17 protein-coding genes, 1 tRNA gene and 2 pseudogenes are annotated in these 20,751 nt (G+C 41.2%); 11 read left to right on the top strand and 9 right to left on the bottom strand.

All coding sequences use genetic code 11. The features are described from left to right. Positions 1-201: 201 nt before the first annotated feature. Positions 202-1,560, bottom strand: coding sequence for a radical SAM protein (locus ACYRY3_RS37450; protein WP_460206793.1), 1,359 nt, complete (start codon positions 1,558-1,560; stop codon positions 202-204). A 103-nt stretch (positions 1,561-1,663) separates the two neighbouring features. Further along, a complete protein-coding gene (locus ACYRY3_RS37445; RefSeq protein WP_460206792.1) occupies positions 1,664-2,032 on the bottom strand; it encodes a hypothetical protein in 369 nt (122 codons plus the stop codon). 237 nt (positions 2,033-2,269) lie between these two features. On the opposite strand from ACYRY3_RS37445, the gene ACYRY3_RS37440 reads away from it, so the two are divergent. Further along, a complete protein-coding gene (locus ACYRY3_RS37440; RefSeq protein ID WP_460206791.1) occupies positions 2,270-3,439 on the top strand; it encodes a sigma-70 family RNA polymerase sigma factor in 1,170 nt (389 codons plus the stop codon). Positions 3,440-3,490: 51 nt separating this feature from the next. Further along, positions 3,491-4,666, top strand: a complete 1,176-nt coding sequence (locus ACYRY3_RS37435; protein WP_460206790.1) for a DUF1822 family protein — start codon at positions 3,491-3,493, stop codon at positions 4,664-4,666. A gap of 19 nt (positions 4,667-4,685) precedes the next feature. Here the strand turns inward: ACYRY3_RS37435 and ACYRY3_RS37430 are convergent, their stop codons facing one another. The 3 genes from ACYRY3_RS37430 to ACYRY3_RS37420 form a co-directional block, all read right to left on the bottom strand. After that, positions 4,686-5,420, bottom strand: a complete 735-nt coding sequence (locus ACYRY3_RS37430; RefSeq protein ID WP_460206789.1) for an ABC transporter ATP-binding protein — start codon at positions 5,418-5,420, stop codon at positions 4,686-4,688. A 144-nt stretch (positions 5,421-5,564) separates the two neighbouring features. Beyond that, a complete protein-coding gene (locus tag ACYRY3_RS37425) occupies positions 5,565-6,734 on the bottom strand; it encodes an FtsX-like permease family protein (RefSeq protein ID WP_460206788.1) in 1,170 nt (389 codons plus the stop codon). A 50-nt stretch (positions 6,735-6,784) separates the two neighbouring features. Beyond that, complete coding sequence (locus tag ACYRY3_RS37420) at positions 6,785-8,032, bottom strand: glycosyltransferase (RefSeq protein ID WP_460206787.1); 1,248 nt, start codon at positions 8,030-8,032, stop codon at positions 6,785-6,787. A 111-nt stretch (positions 8,033-8,143) separates the two neighbouring features. Between ACYRY3_RS37420 and shc the strand changes: the two genes are divergently transcribed. Continuing rightward, on the top strand, positions 8,144-10,063 hold the full coding sequence (gene shc / locus ACYRY3_RS37415) for a squalene--hopene cyclase (RefSeq protein WP_460206786.1): 1,920 nt from the start codon (positions 8,144-8,146) through the stop codon (positions 10,061-10,063). A 574-nt stretch (positions 10,064-10,637) separates the two neighbouring features. Here shc and ACYRY3_RS37410 read toward each other — a convergent pair. From ACYRY3_RS37410 to ACYRY3_RS37400, 3 genes and pseudogenes are all read right to left on the bottom strand, one after another. Next, positions 10,638-12,269, bottom strand: coding sequence for an FAD-dependent oxidoreductase (locus ACYRY3_RS37410; protein WP_460206785.1), 1,632 nt, complete (start codon positions 12,267-12,269; stop codon positions 10,638-10,640). A gap of 69 nt (positions 12,270-12,338) precedes the next feature. After that, a pseudogene (locus tag ACYRY3_RS37405) lies at positions 12,339-12,923 on the bottom strand (SGNH/GDSL hydrolase family protein); the annotation flags it as partial. Then, positions 12,917-13,411, bottom strand: a pseudogene (locus ACYRY3_RS37400) (iron uptake porin); the annotation flags it as partial. The pseudogenes ACYRY3_RS37405 and ACYRY3_RS37400, both read right to left, overlap by 7 nt. 519 nt (positions 13,412-13,930) lie before the next feature. Between ACYRY3_RS37400 and ACYRY3_RS37395 the strand changes: the two are divergent. Both ACYRY3_RS37395 and ACYRY3_RS37390 read left to right on the top strand, forming a co-directional pair. Further along, the gene (locus tag ACYRY3_RS37395; RefSeq protein WP_460206887.1) at positions 13,931-14,917 is read left to right on the top strand and encodes a metal ABC transporter substrate-binding protein; all 987 of its coding nucleotides are present in this window, start codon (positions 13,931-13,933) and stop codon (positions 14,915-14,917) included. 117 nt (positions 14,918-15,034) lie between these two features. Next, complete coding sequence (locus ACYRY3_RS37390; RefSeq protein ID WP_460206784.1) at positions 15,035-15,883, top strand: metal ABC transporter ATP-binding protein; 849 nt, start codon at positions 15,035-15,037, stop codon at positions 15,881-15,883. 36 nt (positions 15,884-15,919) lie between these two features. Here ACYRY3_RS37390 and ACYRY3_RS37385 read toward each other — a convergent pair whose 3' ends face one another. Further along, entirely contained in the window at positions 15,920-16,330 is a 411-nt protein-coding gene (locus tag ACYRY3_RS37385; RefSeq protein WP_460206783.1) for an ArsR/SmtB family transcription factor, read from the bottom strand. An 87-nt stretch (positions 16,331-16,417) separates the two neighbouring features. Here ACYRY3_RS37385 and ACYRY3_RS37380 point away from each other — a divergent pair, with 87 nt between their 5' ends. The 6 genes from ACYRY3_RS37380 (at position 16,418) to ACYRY3_RS37355 (ending at position 20,735) form a co-directional block, all read left to right on the top strand. Further along, a complete protein-coding gene (locus ACYRY3_RS37380; RefSeq protein WP_460206782.1) occupies positions 16,418-17,290 on the top strand; it encodes a metal ABC transporter permease in 873 nt (290 codons plus the stop codon). 84 nt (positions 17,291-17,374) lie between these two features. Further along, positions 17,375-17,447 (top strand) — tRNA-Phe (locus ACYRY3_RS37375). A gap of 164 nt (positions 17,448-17,611) precedes the next feature. Beyond that, positions 17,612-18,574 carry a tyrosine-type recombinase/integrase gene (locus tag ACYRY3_RS37370; RefSeq protein ID WP_460206781.1) on the top strand — a complete coding sequence of 321 codons (963 nt, stop codon included), beginning with the start codon at positions 17,612-17,614 and terminating at the stop codon, positions 18,572-18,574. 1,060 nt (positions 18,575-19,634) lie between these two features. Next, positions 19,635-19,757, top strand: coding sequence for a hypothetical protein (locus ACYRY3_RS37365; protein ID WP_460206780.1), 123 nt, complete (start codon positions 19,635-19,637; stop codon positions 19,755-19,757). Between the two features lie 26 nt (positions 19,758-19,783). Next, entirely contained in the window at positions 19,784-20,227 is a 444-nt protein-coding gene (locus ACYRY3_RS37360) for a hypothetical protein (protein WP_460206779.1), read from the top strand. A gap of 142 nt (positions 20,228-20,369) precedes the next feature. Further along, complete coding sequence (locus ACYRY3_RS37355; RefSeq protein ID WP_460206778.1) at positions 20,370-20,735, top strand: Fic/DOC family N-terminal domain-containing protein; 366 nt, start codon at positions 20,370-20,372, stop codon at positions 20,733-20,735. Positions 20,736-20,751: the final 16 nt, after the last annotated feature.

Below are 20,751 nucleotides of genomic sequence, written 5' to 3'. Positions count from 1 at the left end.
TGTTGAACGGATTGTGAGTGGTTGATGGAGAAATTTATTGGCAAAATTAGCCTAGAAGCCTCTACTGCAATTTTTAGAAAGAAGTTACAAATCTTTGCCTCTACGCGGTTTGAGCAGTCACAAACAAAGACAAAAGTTTATGCGGCCAATTATCCGTGCTGATAGCTTTCCCACGCCCGTTGCATGAGTTCTCTATAGGTATCAAGCATTGACTAAACTCGCCTCCTGTAGTTTCTCAATCCGTGACAGGGCATAGGTAAGAAGCAAACGCTGCTCTATGTTGTGTTTTGCACTTGGACACGGTTCGATTCCTTCTAACCAAAGTTTGGGACAAGCACCACCACAAACCGGAAGCATGGGGCAAGTAGAACAGGGGTATTCTCCTTGACGGACTCTATTGTTAAAACTACTTAGGCGTTCTCGCTTTCCAGGCATTGCTTTTCCTGACAGATGGTCGATAGCGTAATTATTAGGTGTGCCATAGGTAGGTACGTAGGACACCTCAGTGCAGTTAAAAATATTGCCATAGGCATCAACAAGTTCAGCATCAGGCATAACAGCCATGCAAACCACAGGCTTGAGACTGGGAATAGGTGAAACTTTAAAACCCAGTTCGACCATTTCGCCCCACCAGATGATTTCCCATGCAGCAAACTCTTCTTTGGAAAGAGAACGGGCATGAGCATCATTCCCCCAAGAATGGATAGGTGCTACATAAAAATTAACTCTGTTTTGTAAACCCGCCTCAGCTAATTGTTCCAGTAGCAAGGAAACAGAGTGATAGTTTTGATAGTCAACATTGCATCGGATAACAATTTGAACATCAAGGTCTTTTCGACGTGCCAAAGCTTGAACATTAGCGAAAATTTTATCAAAGGTTGGTAACCCATTTTTTTGTATTCGCCGAGTATCATGGTATTCTGCAATCCCATCTAGAGTAATTTCGATAGTGCTTACATTTAATTCATTAATGATTTCAGTGGCAACTTTCTCCGTGAGTGCTAAACCATTAGTCACAATTTTGGCATCATAGCTGCACCCATAACTAGCTGCTAGAGACTTGAGTTGAGGTGTCAGTGTTCTCATCACCGGCAATCCGACTAAAGGTTCTGCACCAAACCAACCAATAGACAGACTCTTAAATTTTTGAGTTTCTAGTTTGGAACGAGTGCGTTCGATAAATCGCTGTCGTTCTTCCTCACCCATCATCTTACTTGCATGCTGCTGACCGCAGTAATGACAACCTAATTGACAAAATGCCGTTGGTTGAACAACCAAGTAGAGTTCGTCGTCATCAAATCTTGCAGCATCATTGCGAGCCAAAATCGTCTTTAGTTCATCTTCGTGAGACGGAACAATGAGTTCAATATCGACAAGGTCAAATAAGATATCTTGAGAAACTTGGTCAAATTTTTCAGATTCAATCAGACTCCAGCTATAGTCGTCAATGATACGTACATTAGCTGTACGGGTTGCAAAGACTACCCGTTTAACACGCTCTTCTATTTCATCAAAAAACGGTTGCGTTACAACATGATAATGAGAAAGTTTTATATTCATGATTGACCTCAAAAGATGATGAATAAGGGATAGGAAGTTTACTCTACGAGAGCAAACTTACTATCGCTCTATTAGCATGACAACACCCGATTATGTGCGACTTTTATCGATGAATCTGGGGTAAAGATTGATTTAATCCACTAGCAGGATTAATCCCTGGGTTGGTTAACACCTCACGTCCAATATTAGGTTTGCCACCGCATTTACCATTATTGCAACCTCCATCCAAGATGCCATTGATTCCTCCTGGTTTTAACCCTTCAGGAAGCTTTTCTATAGAAGGAGACGACAAATCTCTATGCCGTTGCAACTCTGTAGAATTGGTGTTTATGTTGGCTCGATTTAAGATATTATCGACAGACTTACCAGGTTTTGCAGTTTGAGCATAAGCAGATGGAGTTAAAGCAGCGATGCTTGTCATGGCAAGAATACTGAGAATAACTTTCACTTTGCTTTCTTTGGAATTAAACATTTGAAGAACCTCATCAAGATTGGGTAAATTGAACATAAGAGGGTATAAGAAACCTGAAAAACCTCAGTTAAATCTAGGGTGTTTATTTGAGATTTAAACTAGTGTTTTAGGGTTTCAACCCCTTCACTCACTCAGTAGGTTTGCTTTTTTTTGTTTATGCAGTCTGTGAGAAAATTTTTTTATAAAGTTGATTAAAGAAGTAAAAAACTTGTTCTATAGATCTGCTCGTGTAGTTTTATGCAACCTCGAAACAACATTTTGGAAATTTTTTCTACTTTTTTGGAATTTGCCGACGATCGCTTCCGTGGTTGGGTCTCAGTTCCCAAATTGCGTCGCAGTATGCAAAATGCTTTACAGCAATCTCCCCAAGAATCTTCAGATAACTTTTGGGCGTTATTTTGGTATAATAAGGTACAATTAAATCAAATAACACCACTAGCCAAAGAACATCTGATAGCTTATTTACAAGAACCCTGCTACTGGGCATCACAAAAAGTTGTTGTGAACTTTGCCACAAGTCAGTACAAACTTTCCGACTGTTTTCAGATCGCCATTGCTCAAGTTGATAAAGTGTTCAAAGGTTTTAACCCCAAGGAAGGCTTTCTCTTGAAAAACTACGCTAAAACCGTTTTCAGCAGTGCCATCCGGGAAACTTTACGACAACGCCAAGAAATAGATATATGTACCGATTGGGGATTGTTAAGAAAAATTAGTCAAAAGCGTTTGGTAGAGGCTTTGCAAGCAGATGGTTGGTCAGCAGACGCTATTGCTGTGAGTGTGATTGTCTGGAACTGCTTCAAATTACACTATGTCCCCACCTCAGGTAAGACAGCCCGTCAGTTGTCTCGACCAGATAATCAAACTTGGGAGGCTATAGCCAAAGCTTATTATTCACAAACCCATCAACAATCCAACTCCCAAACCTTGGAAACCTATTTACTAAATTCCGCCAAAGCTGCACGCAGGTATCTTTACCCCAATGTCACCTCTATACCCAGTACTCCCAATGATTCGGAAGATTTTGGTGATTCTATAGCTCATTTACCCGCTTCCCTACTCCACTCCCCTCTCAACCAAATGATTGCTGAGGAAGAACAACAAACCCAATTATCTCAACAGTTTGAAATCAACCAGTTTTTAGCATCTGCGATCGCTCAACTGGAAGTGCAAACACAGCAAATTTTACAACTTTACTACAATCAAGAGCTCACCCAGCAACAAATTGCCCAACAATTAGATATACAACAGTACACCGTTTCGCGCCGACTTACAAAAACAAAAGAAACATTATTGCGCTCCTTAGCTAACTGGAGCCGAGAAAAACTGCATATTTCCGTGACATCAGACATACTCAAAACTACCAGTGCATTAATTGAGGAGTGGCTGCAAGCCCATTACAGACAATAAACAGATTCATCTGTGGTTAATTATTTATTTTGAACTTGTTGAGTAATTACCATGACCCAAAATCCTATTGTTTTTGCCTTTGCTTCACCTACAGACCTAATTTTGAAACTTCCACCAGACGCGGGAAATCAAATTTTATCCCAAAGCTTATCTTTTTCCAATCCGACTTCTCGCTATCAAGCCTGTTTAAACCAAATTTGTCTTTCAGCAGTTTTACCTTGGCTGCAGGAAGATTTTGCACCACAAGCAAACCCCTGGCTGGGGTTTCAAAATTTACATTTTTTTTGGGAATTTGTCAATGGAACAGCAATAACAGTTAATAACACTCGATTTATCCTAATTGCCAGTGAAGCTATGGATATCAGTGAATTGCGAGTTCCACAAGAATGGGTAGATATACCAAGTTGGGTAGGAGATTATTATTTAGCAGTGCAAGTCGAACCAGATGATAAATATGTTAGATTGTGGGGTTATTGTACGCACAAACACCTGAAAAATCAAGGAAGTTACGACGAATGCGATCGCACTTATTCTTTAGAAGCAACAGAGATTAACAACGAGATGGCAATTTTACCAGTAACGCTTCAACTTTGCCCTCACGAAACGACAAAAGCCCAGATCCAACCCTTACCAAAAATATCACTTGAACTTGCACGAAATCTTATTACTCGATTGGGAACGAGTTCTTTGATTGCACCCAGGCTCGAAATTCCTTTTCAACTTTGGGGAGCATTGCTTGAACATGGAGGTTGGAGAAAAAGTTTGTATTATCAGCGATTGGGAACTGAAGAACAGTGGTCAGTTGTTAAGTGGTTGGAAAATGGTGTTTCTCAATTTGCTGAAGCAATTGGTTGGACAAGGTTAAATTTACAACTCAATGCAGCCGGAGCTAGAAGCACAGAAGAAATGCCAACAAGTACGTTTGTTTCCCGTCAACTGTTAATTGCAGGACAATCATACGAACTTAAGATAGTCCCCAGCCAACAAGAAGAAATGACCATTTGGCGCTTTGAGTTGCGTAATGCTGTAGAATCGGTAGCGATCCCCGGTGGTTTTAAACTGAGATTACTCACAGAAGACTTGCAGCCGTTCCCCAATAATGAAGATGTAGCTACAACTGCTGTAGAATGCCTTTTTGTGGAAGTTGCCCTAGAACCAGGAGAAGGCATTGTCTGGGAAGTAGAACCCCTTCCCGAAAACTACGACCGAGAAATTCTTAAATTTTAATTAACAACATACTTATGGTTTACTGTTTGAGATATCCATCTTCTATATGGGCAATGCCATCAGCCAAGTCTAAAATTCGGGGATCGTGGGTTACAATCAAAACCGTGCAACCTTGCTCTTTTGCCAGACCGCGCAGTAACTCCATCACTAAGTGCCCGCTTTGAGAGTCTAAAGCAGCTGTTGGCTCATCTGCCATAATTAACTGGGGATTTGTCGTTAAAGCACGAGCGATCGCCACGCGTTGTTTTTGTCCTCCAGATAAATCGCGAGGAAGTTGCTTTCCCTTATCTCCCAATCCAACTTGTTCCAGCATAGCTTGGGCTTGCTTGCGTGCCTGCCTTCCTCGAACCCCCTTAACATTTAAGGAGACTTCTACATTTTCGAGAGCCGTGAGTGCGGGAAACAAATTAAAATCTTGAAAAATAAAACCAATGTTCTGTCTTCTAAATCGCGATAACTGAGTGCGGGACATCCTGGTAATGTCTTGTCCTAGTAGGTAAACGCTGCCAGATGTTGGGGTTAAAAGCCCAGCTAAAATCGACAGTAATGTCGTTTTTCCAGAGCCAGAAGGTCCCATCAAAATTTCTATATCACCCTTTCTTATTTCCCAATTAATCCCTTTCAGAATTTTCAGGTTCTGCTGCTTGGTTGGAATAACCATTTCCACTCTTTCTGCAACAATAGCAGCAGCAGGAGGATTGCTGTGATATTTATTATTTGTTAACTCATTAGAGTTTAGTTTAAAATCTGCCATTTTCTCCTATTCTTAGCATATTATAAATTGTGAAATTTAGAAAAAACCTTATTTTGTGCTTTAGCTTGGATGACTCTTAGCTCCTTAAATATTTTGTAGCAAACCAAACTTTTTTATGTGTATGGAAAACTACTGTTAGTATATTTATCCTTTGAATACAACTGCAGGATCTACATGAGTCACCTTTTGAATAGCAAAGACAGCGGAACTGACACACATCAAGGCTGTAATACCAAAAACAACCGCTGCTGACAGTGGGGTAATCAGTATCACAATTCCCTGAGACGTTGCTGTCCAAGCTGCTACTCCCAAGCAAACAGCCATACCCGGTATATAGCCTATAATTGCCATCCAGAGTCCTTGCTCAATAATCACACTGTATATGTACCAATTAGACGCTCCCATTGCTTTGAGCGTTCCAAATTCCTTAATATGGTCTGTGACAGAAGCGTAGAGAATTTGGCTCACAACCACAGCTCCAACAACTATACCAACAACCGCACCAATACCGAGAACAAAACCAATTCCAGATCGCTGTTGCCAATAGCTTTGTGTTATTTCAGCCATTTCTTCACGAGTGTAAGCACGGATATCTGGTATAGTTTCCTCTAACTTTCGTTGAAGTTGTGCTATATTTTGACCTGGTTTTGCACGAATCAAAATAAAGCTAATTGGGTCTGTAGATACAAAACTTTTAGCAGAGGAACCAGTATCACTGGTATTGTAATTAAGATACGTGTTTGCACTCTCTAAAGAGGTGAACATCAAGCTACCGAAGATAATTGACTGAGTTCCTTCAGTGAAACCAACTAACTTGGCTGGTACCTTATTGATTTTTCCTACCTCACCCAAATGTTTTAAATTAAGGGATTTTAAGCTAGTTTTATCAATGATAAATCTGTAGGGTTCTTTCAAGTCATTAAAACTGCCATTAATAATGTTAGAGGTAGGAAACAGCAGCCCCCCCGGTACTCCACCAACGAGCGTGACAGCGCTTATTTTATCTGATTCTTCTTCATGCCAAAGAGCACCGCGAACGATCGCTCCTTCCGCTCGCTCCACACCTGCCACCTTGCGAGCTTTGGTAACTTGCTCGTAAGATATTGGCATAGTTAACCCTACATGCTGCACATTTCGTGACGCTATCCAAATATCAGCACGAGATTGAGTAACTAACTGGGAAGAAGAGCGTGCAAATCCGTACTGAAGACCTGTTTGAATCGTAACCAAGCTCACAGCAAACATAATTCCTGCTTGCGCTACAAGAAAGCGAGGAATATCTTCAAGCAAATTCTTACGAGCAATAGAAGCCATAAATGTGGTTAGTGGTTAGTGGTTAGTGGTTAGTGGTTAGTGGTTAGTGGTTAGTGGTTAGTGGTTATTGTTTCAGTGTATACTCTTCCTTTCCAGGCTCCGCCTCGCTTTTGCCAATGGCGTAACGCCGAATCCAGTGTCATTAGGGTGTAAAGCAAGGCAATAACAGGTAGGCAGAATGCCAACCAAGGGGAACAACCATAAAATTGGATTGTGGGTAAGTAAGCGTAAGACATAAGCAACCAACTCAATAAACCCACAACAGCCAGAAGCCAATTTCCACTCAAGGTTCCAAGTATTGCACTCAAAGTTGGAACTATGTAAACAAGTATCATTCCAAATAGGGTTAGTATCAACAGCCCCAAAGAATAATTTAGCTGTGTAAATGCAGAGCGGGCTACCATATCCCAAATTGTTCCCAGGGATGAGTAAGGTCGCACGCTGTACGTTGAGTTAGTTAATCCCAACCAAATTCGACCCCTGGGGACAGAAGTCGGGGAGGTGTTGTCAAAATTTTTCCCCATCTCTCCCTCTCCCCCTCCTCTTTTCTTCACTGCTTGAGCAAGGGCACAATCATCAATGAGTGCTGTACGGATGGCTTCGACACCACCAATTCTGTTTAAAGCTTCACGAGCAATCAAAATACATCCGCCTGCGGCGGCTGCTATGGGCTTAGTGGGATCGTTGACCCAACGGAAGGGATAAAGTTTTTGAAAGAAAAAGACAAAGGCTGGAATGAGTAGTTTTTCCCAAAAGCTTTCACATCTTAGCTTTACCATGAGGGAAACAAGCTCTAAATTCTCTTGTTGCGCTTTTAAGACTAGAGAACGAACATTCAAAGCACTATGTTCAATATCAGCATCTGTAAGGAGAATATAATCTGGTGGGCTCTCTAAACTTTGGGCATACTGAATTCCTTGGTGTACTGCCCATAACTTACCCGTCCATCCCGTCGGCAAATCTTCAGCCCCCAAGATTTGCAATTGCTGAGTTTTTTCTAATTCTCGAGCAACTTGACGAGCAATGCTAGCTGTTCCATCTGTACTGTGGTCATCTACCAAGATAACACTGAGAGAACCAGGGTAATCTTGGATGAAAAGCGATCGCAAGGTAATTGGTAGCAAGTCAGCTTCATTACGTGCGGGAACAACAACACAAACAGACGGGAAAGTTGTTAAATTTGTTTCCTGCTTTGTTAGTTGTTGGTCGCAGCGCCAAAACTGACCCCAAAAGCACACCAGTACAATCCAAATCGTTAATGAGAGAAGCGAAAACCACAGTCCAATTTCAGAGCTCATCGTATTTTCACATTTCTACACAAAAAACACATTACAATGACTCCTGATGAAGGAAAAGGATTTTCCTAAAAACTGCTAACCAGCAGAAAATGTGAGAGTGAACGGAAGACTATGCAAATTCAGGACAAACAGTCAGTTTCCGGTGTACAAGCAGCGATCGCAGCCAGCCAGAGTTATCTTCTTTCTCTTCAATATCCTAGTGGTTACTGGTGGGCAGAGCTTGAATCCAATGTGACAATCACTGCCGAGGTCGTCCTTCTCCATAAAATTTGGGGAACGGATACAGAAAGACCGCTACACAAAGTTGAAAACTACCTGCGTTCGCAACAACGGGAACATGGAGGCTGGGAACTTTTTTATGGGGATGGCGGCGAGCTAAGTACCTCAGTGGAAGCATACATGGCACTTAAGCTGCTTGGTGTCCCACAGACAGATCCGGCAATGGTGAAGGCGCGTTCGTTTATTTTAGAGCGCGGTGGCATCAGACGAACTCGCGTTTTTACTAAGTTGCACTTGGCGTTAATTGGATGCTACGACTGGCGGGGTATTCCTTCCCTACCACCTTGGGTGATGTTATTACCTTCAAATTTTCTCTTTAACATCTACGAGTTGTCTAGCTGGGCAAGGTCAAGTACTGTGCCTTTGCTGATTGTTTGCGATCGCAAACCTGTTTTTCTCACTAACCCAACTATATCCTTAGACGAACTCTATACTGAAGGTGATGGTCAAACCAAGTTTGAGTTACCGCGTCAAGGTGATTGGACGGATTTGTTCATTCTGCTTGATAACGCTTTTAAATTAGCAGAAGATTTAAATTTAGTCCCTTTCCGCTCGGAAGGCATTCAAGCTGCCGAGCAATGGACCCTAGACAGACAAGAAGCAACAGGTGATTGGGGCGGTATTATTCCGGCTATGCTCAATTCACTGCTAGCGCTGCGTTGTATGGGGTATGAGGCAGCAGACCCCATTGTAGAACGAGGATTGCGGGCGGTTGACAATTTTGCGATTGAAACAGAGGATACCTACAGAGTACAACCTTGTGTTTCTCCTGTGTGGGATACTGCTTGGGCAATGCGAGCACTAGTTGCTTCTGGATTGGCACCCGATCACCCGGCTGTGGTTAGGGCAGGAGAATGGTTGTTAAACAAGCAAATTCTGGATTACGGTGATTGGTCTGTTAAAAATCGTCAGGGCAAACCGGGAGGCTGGGCGTTTGAGTTTGATAATAGTTTTTATCCAGATGTCGATGACACTGCTGTCGTAGTCATGGCATTGGATGTGGCAAAGCTTCCCAACGAAAAACTGAAGCAGGCAGCAATAACTCGTGCTGTTAACTGGATTGCTTCCATGCAGTGTCGGGCTGGAGGTTGGGCTGCTTTTGATATGGATAACGACCAAGATTGGCTCAACCTCATCCCTTATGGCGACCTCAAAGCCATGATTGACCCCAACACTGCTGATGTTACAGCTAGGGTCTTAGAAATGCTCGGCGGCTGTAACTTGTTCATCGATTCTCACAATCTTGAACGCGCAATTACCTATCTTTTGCAAGAGCAAGAACCAGAAGGTTGCTGGTTTGGTCGCTGGGGCGTGAATTATATATATGGAACAAGTGGAGTTTTAGCCGCTCTATCTCTTATAGCTCCAGAAAGGACGCGAATTCAAATAGAACGGGGTGCTGCTTGGTTAGTTGGGTGTCAAAATTCTGATGGTGGTTGGGGAGAAACTTGTAGAAGTTACGATGACCCAAGCCTCAAAGGCAAAGGAATTAGTACGGCATCTCAAACAGCTTGGGCTTTATTGGGATTAATCGCAGCAGGTCAGGCTACCGGACAATTTGCTCCTATAGCCATCCAACGAGGAGTTAATTATTTAACAGCAACTCAAAAATCTGATGGAACTTGGTACGAGTCAGAATTTACAGGAACTGGTTTTCCCAGTCATTTCTATTTGAAATATCATCTCTATCAGCAAGTCTTTCCTTTATTAGCTTTGAGTAAGTATCAAGAAATAACTCCTTTGCTTGCCTGATAACACATTTTTCCTCTCCCAAATTGGGGGAGGAAAACCAATTTTGTAAGATGAAACTCTACAACTAATTTATACTGATTCAAAAAATGTTTGCGGCAGATAACCCTACCCGCCCTATCGGGCACCCTCCCCTTAATAAGGGGAGAGCTAGTGAGGGGTATTATCAATGTATTGCCTTCTTTTTTAAAATTAGTATTAAAATCGTTTATCGTATTGTTTTGAAACAATTTGGTGGAATTAGTAGGGTGGGCACTGCCCACCGTTTTCTATTACGCAGCATAGCCCTACCTACGTCTTTTTTTATTTTAATATTTAAAAGGCTCTGGTAGAATTAGCCTGCCTTAATTATTTGTTCTGTAGAAATACATGTAGGGTGGGCACTGCCCACCACTTAGATTTGGTAGGCAGTGCCCACCCTACAAATACTTAGATTTTTGCAATAATCAAATTGGATTCCTATATTTAAAAGGCTCTGGTAGAATTAGCCTGCCTTAATTATTTGTTCTTAAGCATTTGGAGGTGGCGGTCATGGTTGGGTGGCGGATCGCTTTCTTGTCATTCTATCAAAGGCGATTTATTTAGGTTCAAAAAGAATTGAATTACGAGTAGAGTTTGAAGGAATTTGTACAGCCATTTCCAGCTCAAAATCTTCGAGTTCCTCAACTTTCTGATTGTCACTCATGCCATAAATTTTAGGCAAACGCCCTGTTTGCGCTAGGATATTTCGCACCTCTAAATTAGAAATTTCAGCAAGGTTTCTTTGTTGGGCGATCGCAATTCCTGCGGCAATTCCCACTCCCTGCCCGACCCCACAATTGAATTCTACAATTCTGCCAGCAAAACACGCATATCCAATAAATCCAGATGCTGGGCTGACAACTGCTAAATTGGGTACATTTTTCATCAAAGCGTGCTGAATGCCAATATTAAACAGTGGAGCCTTCTCAAATACACTTTGGTTGAGCCCTTTCTCAGTTGCTTTCATCTCTAAACCTTCAACCCCAGTACGAAGGTCAAAATAGTAACCAAATGTACCCAAAGCCTCTCTTTCTGGTACCCCACCTGCAAGCATTTCATATCCACACAGAGGTTTAACAGCTCCTAAAATATTACCTGCATGGCGAATATACACTTCGGGTGCGTGCTTCACTTCAGAAGCGCCAATGCTTTCAAACCACTTTCTCACAAAAAGCATCTCGTTGAGCATTTCTAAAGTTGGTTTGGCTTTAGCACGTGCTAAGGTTTCTGCTTGGTCAGCATTAACTTTGTATAATAATGCATTCCAAGACAACCGACCTTTTGATAAAATAGTAATATTGCCTTTATCAAGAATAGCGTTGCTGAATTTCAAGTTTGCGGGGGTACCTCGAACAGTATGGTAAGCAATAGAGAGTGCTCGACTGCGTATATTGATGTAGTCTTTGCCAACTATCATCGTTTTTAAGTTGCCATCTTCATCAACCAAATCTTCCCTCAGCTGTTTTGCGCTCGCTGGATCGCCACCTGCGGCAATATCGATCCACTTTCTTGCTTCAGGATCGACTGGATTGGTTAAAAATTGAAGATAATCCAACTCTAACTTCTGGAGTTTTTCAATACTCAACCCGTAGGTTTCAAACACTAAGCTGATTGGGAGTTCTGAATTTGGTAACCCAAAGGTCTGAAAACCCTTGAGCTTGTTTGCGCCACAAGAAAACGCCAGTTCTGCATTTACAGTGCAATCAATAAATTGTTTGCCCAAATAGGTCTCGTCTTTTGTGAGTTTGATACCGCCAATTTTTTTCCCTTCTGCAATCACAGACTCAATCTCAACATTACTCTCGATATCTACTTGCGCTTCATACAACATATCTCGCAAAGCTGCATCAGCTTTGTCTGGGTCTAGGGCGATGAGTTCCACTCCAGCCCGTTGCAAAAATTCCTTGTAGATAGCGGGCGGGTCACCAAAAATGTCTAAATCCAGTGATTGACGAATAGCAGGAGGAACAACACAGCGATTGAGGTAGGACAATCGACTACGTACCAAATTCCCTCCGATACCTACTTTAGGATTGCCTTTAGACAATAGTAGAGCCCGTGGGTACTTGTTTTGTTGACGATTATACTCCCGTACCGCACTAACTAAAGCAAGAATGCCCGGAACTTCGTCTCCAAAGCAGATAATGTCATAAGCGCGGACTATGGAAGGAACCATGACTTGAGACATAGTGGTTTCACTTTTTTTTCATAATTTCGTTCTTCCTCTTGTGCGCAATTGCGCACAAAAATCGGCAAGTTATTTTGCGTCGTCATTCTTCAATAACTCAACTACCCCCTTTTCGATAACTTCACTTACAAGCTGGTTTCCTTGCAAATTGAGGTGAATGTGGTCGTGATACAAAGCTTTAGGATTGTGGTTGGAGTTAAATATCGGTAAAAAGTCTATATAGGTTATTTTCTTCTCTTGACAAAACTGACTGAGGCGATCGCGTGCTTTGATTTCGTAATCTCTCGGTCCCGGTTCACCGATTTCTCTGAGTAGAGGCGTCATAACGAGTAAAAATTTACCATTAGCTTGATGGGTAAATGCTTGAAGGGAGCCAATTGCTTCTAGATTAATGCCTACCCTATCGCCGCCTTCGTTTTGCACTGCTTGCAACTCTGGTATTGGTTTTGGTTTTAATACATAACGGTTCAAGACTTCCACCAATGCTAAAGGTGGTTTTCGATCTGGATAGTTGCGATCGCGCCCCACTTGCAAAGAGGTTGGAGCAGTTGCGAACAAGTCATCTGTATTAATTATCAATACCACAGCTTGGGCGTTGAAACTACCAAATTTTTGTAAATAAGCGAATTCATTTCTTGGACCCCAAGAGTTAGCGATTGATTGGCTTCTAACTCAGCAGTTCTCGCTTCTAGTACATCTACACGACCGCGAAGAGTTGCAAGTTCAGCGGCAAATTCCTCTTGCAGTCTTTGTAACGTGACTAAATCTTGTTTGGTAACCAATTCTGCTGTAGCAGTGGCTATAAGTTCGTTCACCTTGTCAAGACAAGCATTTAACCCAGCAGCAAATTCATATCGCGTTAGCGCCCGATTTCCCCGATAAGTCCCGTTTGGGTATCCAGCAATACATCCGTATCTCTCCACCAAAGATTGCAGTGCTTGAAATGCCCAATCTGTGGGTTGTACGTCCGATAACTGAGAAACCGAAGTCACTTGTGCTATTGTTCTGTCTTTAGGGTGATTCTCAGCTTCTTTGTTTTCCCAATGAATGGGTTTTTCTTCTGCAATTGCAGTGGTACTAACCATTAACATTGTGCTAAAAACTACTGGGCTAACCAGCAATGCTTTCCATACGTTTGTCATTTCTTCCTCACATTAATTTTCAATTAGCATCCACACCTTGGTTTAGAAAAAGCTAATTGTTATTAACAAGTATTTTTAGAAAATTTATCATTAATAACCTAATTTTTAAATATAATTTTCAGGAATATTATTATTACAATTTAATGAAAAAGTTTAATTCCATAGGATAAAATCTGTGATTTTTTTTATGCATAAGATACTACTTAATCCAATTTTGTGCAATTTATTTCGGGCTAAAATTGAAATTTAGCTAAAACTTACTGAAAATAAGAATTTTAAACCGAGCTTTTAGTTCAAAGCTTGGGATTCCCTGTAAAATTTTGTTTGCTCTACTGCTGATAAATTTGAATTTCTGTTTTTGATAATGATAATTATTATGAATTGTGCTATGATATGGTTCATCTTGTCAATAGGAATTTAAACAAAAAGTCAGCAAGCAGCTTTCTGAAGGAGAATATACTAGTGTTTTGGTCTCATAACAGCACAAAAAGCAGCTTTTTAAGCTTAATTGGCTTGTTAATCATATCATTAAGTACTGGTTGTAATCAATCTAACACAGAGGGAGCAATAAATGCTGAGCCGTCGCCACAAGCTCAGGAAGCCGCATCCACTCCATTACCAAAGTCGGAAAAAATTAACATCGTGGCAACTTTTTTGCCGATCTATTGGTTTACCAAGGCAGTGGCTGGGGATGCGGCAAATGTAACAATTTTAGTGCCTCCTGGAACAGAAGTACATGAGTACCAAGCAACCCCGGAGAATGTTAAGGAAATAGCTACTGCTAATGTTTTGGTCAAAAATGGTTTGGGTTTGGAGGAATTTCTTGATAGTACAATTAAGAATGCCCAAAACCCCAAGCTTACTGAAGTTGAAGCAACTAAAGGAGTTCCCGCCTTGAATGAAATTTCACCTGTTGTGAAAACTTCTCAAGCAGAAGAAGAACACAACCATAATAAGGGTGAAAAAGCTGGAACAAAAGCGGAAAGCCACGACCATTCCGAAGGAAACCCTCACGTTTGGTTAGATCCAGTTTTGGCAAAACAGCAAGTTGTGAATATTCGGGATGGACTTGTTGCGGCTGACCCTGCAAATAAAGCAACTTATGAAGCAAATGCAGCAGCATATACCCAGCAATTAGATAGCTTAAATAGTGAATTTCAACAAACTTTACAGAAGACTCCAAACTGTACCTTTGTTACCTTCCATGATGCTTATCCCTATCTAGCCAAACGTTATAATCTCAAGCAAGTTGCTGTTGTGGCAATTCCTGAAGACCAACTGTCACCTGCGGATGTACAAAATGCAGTGAATGCGGTTAAGAAATATAAAGTTAAAGCCTTGTTTGGTGAACCAGGTTCTGATAACAAATTACTAACAAGTCTTTCCAATGATTTGAATTTGACGCTGCGTCCTCTGGATTCTCTGGAAACTGGTGACACAGACCCACAGTACTATTTCAAAGCCATGAAAGCTAATTTAGAGACCTTAAAATCGGCTTGCCAGTAAATTTTTCAAAAAATGAGTTATAAATTATGCATAGTTAATAATGAATTTCATAATAATTTCATAATTTATAACTCATAATGAGAATTTATATTATTTCTGCCCAGTGACCAATGACTAATGACTAATGACTTTCCTATTTTAAAAGTAGAGGGCTTGACCGTTTATCAAGGTAGCTATCTAGCTGTTCGGGATGTTTCTTTTGAATTACAGCAGGGAACAAATACAGCTATAGTTGGTCCCAATGGTGCTGGGAAAAGTACACTCGTACAAGCCGTTCTGGATTTGATTCCTCGAAATTCAGGCAGTATTGAAATATTTGGTCATCCAATGACACGGTTGGGGGATTTACGCCACCAGTTGGGTTATATGCCCCAAAATTTTATTTTTGACCGCAGTTTTCCTATTTCTGTAGGTGAACTGGTGGAGTTGGGATGGGTGAGATCCCTGCAAGCTGCTTTGATACCGTCCAACTCCCCCGCACGCAGGGAAGAGATAAGGGAAAGTTCGGAAAGATTTCAAAGAGGCAACTTATCTATCACAGGATTTTGGAGAAAGAATAGGGAAAAACAAGTCGCAGTAACCACAGCTTTGCGGCGAACTGATGCTTATCACCTGCGCCATCAGGCAATTGGAACTCTTAGTGGTGGCCAACTCAAACGGGTATTGCTAGCATACTGCTTGGTGATGCCCCGCAAGCTCTTAGTTCTTGATGAGGCATTTGCTGGAGTGGATGTGCAGGGTACAGCAGATTTTTATACACTGCTGAATGAACTCAAGCAGGAAGAAGGGTGGACAGTATTGCAAGTCTCCCACGATATTGACATGGTCAGCCACTACTGCGATCGCGTCATTTGTCTGAACCAAACCATCGTTTGCACTGGAGTTCCAGAAGTTGCTCTTTCTCCTCAAAATCTGTTAGCTACCTATGGTCTGGGCTTCCGCCGCTACCGACACAACCACAATTGAGTTGTAAAGACGTTGCGTGCATCGTCTTTACAGAAGTTATTCTGGTTCATCAAGATGTTCGGCAACGGCTTGGTAAAGATGTAAAACATGGCTATCGTGAAGGCGGTAAAAGACATTACGACCTTGCTTACGGTAACAGACCAACCGCATTGCCCGTAAATTTCTCAGTTGGTGGGAGACAGCAGATTCACTCATATCCAGGACTGCTGCCAAATCACTAACACAAAGTTCCTGTTGAGCTAAAAGCGAGAGAATTCGCAGGCGATTGGCATCTCCTAAAAAGCTAAAAAATTCTGCCATGCGCTGGGCTTTGTCGCTGCTCAAAACCCCATCTAGAAAAGGTTGAGCATTTTCACCCTCTGAATCAAGGGAGCGATCGTACTGAGTAATGTCGGTTTGGGAACTAGGATTGGGAATATTACAGGCGACAGTATTTTTGACTGACATAATACCTACAAAAACCTTACTATTATTTTGTGGAAGAATGTTTTGGATCTCAAAATATCTTTGCAAATAATGTGTAAATAAAAACATATGTATTGCTTACACGATTGCCAGAGCGCTTTGCTTGCAGTTACCAGCTTGAATGACTTGCTAACTTTGTTACAGTTTCCCTTCATGCAACGTGCCCTTGCAGGTGCTGTTTTGATGGGAATACTAGGCGGTTTACTAGGTAGTTTTGTTACCTTGCGCCAATTATCATTTTTCAGCCATGCCGTTGGTCATGCTGCTTTGGTAGGTGTGGCGTTAGGTGTGCTTCTCCAGTTAAATCCCACTTGGATGTTACTACCCTTTACGTTACTTTTTGGGTTGGTTGTTCTCTATTTTATAGATAAAACCGATTTAGCCAGCGACAGCGTTCTAAGTATTGTTCTGTCAGGCGCGTTAGCCCTTGGTGTGCTTTTAAGTAGCCTAATAAAAGGATATCGCGGCAATTTAATGGGTGTACTGTTTGGTGATATTTTAGCTATTGATCTCACAGATTTGATTTTGACGCTGCTTGTGCTAATAGGAGGTAGCATATTTCTATTATCAACCTTACAGCAGCAAATTTTGTTAACTCTTAACCCTGCTGTCGCAAAGGTTCAAGGTGTTCCAGTACAATTGTATCGTTATGGTTTTGTTGTCTTGCTATCGTTGGCTGTTGCTGTGGCAATTAAAGCGGTTGGGGTTTTGCTAGTAAACGCCTTCTTGGTCATTCCCTCCTCAACGGCCAAATTGATGAGCCATCACTTTAACCTCTTTCTGCTTTTGTCGGTGATTGTTGGTTCCGTTAGTAGCTTTGCTGGCATTATCGTATCTGGTCTTTTCAACTTCGCCTCTGGTCCAAGTATTGTTCTGGTACAGTTTGTGGTGTTCCTATCCGTTTTCGGCTTGGTTAAGTTGACGGTGAAATTTACCTCATAAATTTTTCTGAAACTACTTGCCAAATTATTTAAGGTTTGCTAAATTTAGTAATCGTGGAAATAAAAAAGTCCATTCAACTAGTCCGCCGGGATAGCTCAGTCGGTAGAGCAGAGGACTGAAAATCCTCGTGTCACCAGTTCAAATCTGGTTCCTGGCATTTAAGTAAGTAAAAAATTAATTAGCCTGTGTTTAAGATTTGAGGCTTAAAAGAAGCAAAGAATCTGATGTTAATCTCTCTGCTCATAGGAGATTTGTATATTTTTATACTGTAAATTTGGTTAGATGGTGTAAACTAAAAGAATTTTTACACCGTTAATACATATGTACCTTACCAACCAAATACAACGACAGCCGGAAGTCTCTGTTTTAAATACTCATGCAGTAGTTACACCAATTCAGAAACCGAAACCTCAATTAGACGTACTTTGGGATAAATACAGTGAGTTTAAAAAACCCCGTGTTAGTCCCAGTACCTACGCTAAAGACTTTATCAAGCACCGGAATCATATTGCTAAGTTGCCAACGCGATCGCTTGAAGAAGTATCTGCTATTCGAGATTACCTTGTATCAAATCTATCTCCTAATGCTGCCAAGCGTTGCTTAATCCAACTCAAGGCTTGCTGCAATTGGGCAAAAGAAGAAGGATTAATTGACGATAATCCTTTCGCCTCTTTGAAAATCAAGCTACCTAACGGAGATTCTGAGGAAAGAGAGATTAAACCCTTTAGCAAAGAAGAGAGAAATTTAATCATCCGTACTTTTAGTAACGATCGCTACTACAGCTATTACACACATTACGTGTGCTTTCTTTTCTTTACTGGGTGTAGACCATCCGAAGCAATTGCATTGAAATGGAAGCACATTACTGATAGCGTCATTCAGTTTCGGGAATCTGTTGTGATTTCAGGCGATGGTTTAGTTTTAAAAAAGGGGCTAAAAACCCAAGTACAACGAGACTTTCCCATTAATACAGAACTAAAAACGATTTTGGAAGAGATTCGACCTGAACAAGTCAATCTCGAAGCACTAGTATTCACCAGTCCCAAAGGAAAATTTATCGACCATCACAATTTTTCTAATCGTGCATGGAAGGCAATATTAACTAAGTGCAATATTCCCTATCGCAAAAGTTATTACACACGACACACGTTTATTAGCCTCTGTATGGAGGAGCATATTAACAGCACGGTAATTGGTAGATGGACTGGAACATCTACTAAAATGATTGACAACCACTACGCTGCTAGTAATTTTACAAACCTCAGACCACCTGAGCTATCGTAGATAAATTAATGCTTCTTGGTGACAAAGTTATCAGGCAGGTCGGTAAGTGCAGTAGATAGCGCTTTTAACTCTTTGTCTAACGTTTGATGCTGCATAACTGTTACCAGTACAAATGCATCTACCAATCGATAACTAGCTTATAATAGCGTTGACCAAGCATTGCGATGCCTCAATTCATTCTTCAAATTCAGTGCCTGATACCAAATTGAAAGTTACCAAGACCAATTTTTACCAGATACTCCAGATACCAAAAGTGGTCAGAAGTTAGCCAGAGAGGCTAGCAGATTCTTACGAAAGATGGCAAGATTAGTCGCAACGTTTTTTCCGAGACACGCTTGCTGCTTTGTAGGTTTTAATCATCATTAGCAAAAGACACACAAGGGCTGTCAATTTCCTGTCTGGGTTGAAATGAACTGCAGAAAATTACAGTAGAACAATTAACCTCAAATTCCTCAGGGTGAACACACTCGAGTACTCCTTCTAGGTTGGTGGTATGAAAAGCACAGTCCTGGCAAATAGTCTGATGTGGCAATGCTTGCCAATTGTCCTTACTTAACTTATGCTCCATTCAAAACTTCAACCAGTTTAATAATCTCAAGGTTCTTTCAACAACAAAACTTTTGAGTGTGATTGTTAAGCCGATCTATTAAGAGCGTAGTACCAGAATACTCATACTTTTAGCAGAGTAATAAAGGCAAAAAGCGAATAAGCATTTATGCCTAAGGAGTAATGAAATGGCTCCTGAAATTCTCCAGAATAAAAAAATAACTCGTTCCGTACTACCTCTGCTATTATACTACCGATCTAGCAGGGGTTTTTACTACTGCGGTTTGTAAATATTTCAGTATGGATACTGCAAAGGTATTAAAACTTCTTAATATAGGCAGCTTTGGTATCCAATCATTGTGTTGCTTTTAAGCAATATATCTAAAGAACCAAAAATCATGGGATGATAGCGATCGCTTGTCAAGGTAACAATCAGACAGACCAGCAGTTTTTGAGGTTGAAAAATCTCGCTGAATGTGAAGCTAGCCGGAGTGATGAGGCAAATCCTTAGGAAATGAAAAAGTACAAAGTAGTCTTCAAAATCATACTTGCAATAGGCATGGTAGTTGTTGGTGCTTTGCATTTTACCCAACCAGGGGGATTTGAGAAAATTGCACCAAATCAGCTATTTTTATAGATGCAGATACTAATGCACCTTACCGCTTGCATTTTTTTGAAGTTCAGGTAGCGGGACAGCATCGCCAAGGTAAGGATATCGTTATCAAAGCCCAACTATGTACCCTTAAAGAAACAGCAACTGGGGAACTTGCACTCGTCTCCTCAGATTCCTTGCACGATCTAGCACCTTGCTTGGAATCACTACCAGCCCTTGCCATTCAACCACCCACACCCCAAGAACAACAACAGGTAGAAGACTGGCTGAAGGTCAAAGTTCAGTTTCCCTTAATAAAGCAAGAGCAGCAAAATCGGCAAAGAGAATTGCAGATCCGGCAGGATAATCTGAAACTTGCCCTGGAATCAAAGATTCGGGAAGAACAAAGCAAACAAATGAAGCTTGCAGCAAAGGTTGCAGCAGGAGATGAAACCTATCGAGTTGCTAGCTCAGACACGCTTGGATATCCTCGACACATATTTTCTGAAAAATAGTGACTTTTTATACAATTTTTATAACCAAAACAGCAATTGTGAATTCTTATTTCACCAAAACGCCAATATTTAAAATAAGATTTTAAAATTAAAGCCTTATTTCAGCAAAATGAAATAAGGCTTCGCTCCATTTGGTTATATTATGCGAACTGGTAAATACATAAAACAAGTTGAAGGGTACAGCGCATTTATTCCAGCCCCCTTGCCTCCCGATCCGCCTATAGAAATGGATACGGAGCTTTGGCGTATACTATCTGAGGCTGACCGGGCTTTAGGGAGACTTGATGGTGCTGCCTCCACTCTACCCAATCCTAACTTATTTGTAGCAATGTACGTTCGGCAACAAGCTGTACTTAGTTCTCAGATAGTAGAACAATTTGTGGAACTGGGTCTTTTACAAGAAATTACAGGTTGGCAACGCAACCGTATATATCGTTATGAACCATACTTAGCCCTTTTTACGCCACTTCAACCAGCTACTATAGATGAAGTTCAGAGGAACCATTAGTACGTCAAACTTGGCT

Source organism: Scytonema sp. NUACC21 (genome assembly GCF_054684315.1).
Note: the sequence above shows the minus strand (reverse complement) of the source record. Positions and strands in the feature narration are given on the sequence as shown.

What these genes read in the sequence shown, in the direction of transcription:
- ACYRY3_RS37410 (WP_460206785.1), bottom strand. Translation starts at nt 12,269, where the DNA reads ATGTCTCAAGTCATGGTTCCTTCCATAGTCCGCGCTTATGACATTATC.
- ACYRY3_RS37365 (WP_460206780.1), top strand. Translation starts at nt 19,635, where the DNA reads ATGAAAAAGTACAAAGTAGTCTTCAAAATCATACTTGCAATAGGCATG.
- ACYRY3_RS37385 (WP_460206783.1), bottom strand. Translation starts at nt 16,330, where the DNA reads ATGTCAGTCAAAAATACTGTCGCCTGTAATATTCCCAATCCTAGTTCC.
- ACYRY3_RS37435 (WP_460206790.1), top strand. Translation starts at nt 3,491, where the DNA reads ATGACCCAAAATCCTATTGTTTTTGCCTTTGCTTCACCTACAGACCTA.
- ACYRY3_RS37440 (WP_460206791.1), top strand. Translation starts at nt 2,270, where the DNA reads ATGCAACCTCGAAACAACATTTTGGAAATTTTTTCTACTTTTTTGGAA.
- shc (WP_460206786.1), top strand. Translation starts at nt 8,144, where the DNA reads ATGCAAATTCAGGACAAACAGTCAGTTTCCGGTGTACAAGCAGCGATC.
- ACYRY3_RS37370 (WP_460206781.1), top strand. Translation starts at nt 17,612, where the DNA reads ATGTACCTTACCAACCAAATACAACGACAGCCGGAAGTCTCTGTTTTA.
- ACYRY3_RS37390 (WP_460206784.1), top strand. Translation starts at nt 15,035, where the DNA reads ATGACTAATGACTTTCCTATTTTAAAAGTAGAGGGCTTGACCGTTTAT.
- ACYRY3_RS37445 (WP_460206792.1), bottom strand. Translation starts at nt 2,032, where the DNA reads ATGTTTAATTCCAAAGAAAGCAAAGTGAAAGTTATTCTCAGTATTCTT.
- ACYRY3_RS37380 (WP_460206782.1), top strand. Translation starts at nt 16,418, where the DNA reads ATGTATTGCTTACACGATTGCCAGAGCGCTTTGCTTGCAGTTACCAGC.
- ACYRY3_RS37430 (WP_460206789.1), bottom strand. Translation starts at nt 5,420, where the DNA reads ATGGCAGATTTTAAACTAAACTCTAATGAGTTAACAAATAATAAATAT.
- ACYRY3_RS37420 (WP_460206787.1), bottom strand. Translation starts at nt 8,032, where the DNA reads ATGAGCTCTGAAATTGGACTGTGGTTTTCGCTTCTCTCATTAACGATT.
- ACYRY3_RS37355 (WP_460206778.1), top strand. Translation starts at nt 20,370, where the DNA reads ATGCGAACTGGTAAATACATAAAACAAGTTGAAGGGTACAGCGCATTT.
- ACYRY3_RS37425 (WP_460206788.1), bottom strand. Translation starts at nt 6,734, where the DNA reads ATGGCTTCTATTGCTCGTAAGAATTTGCTTGAAGATATTCCTCGCTTT.
- ACYRY3_RS37450 (WP_460206793.1), bottom strand. Translation starts at nt 1,560, where the DNA reads ATGAATATAAAACTTTCTCATTATCATGTTGTAACGCAACCGTTTTTT.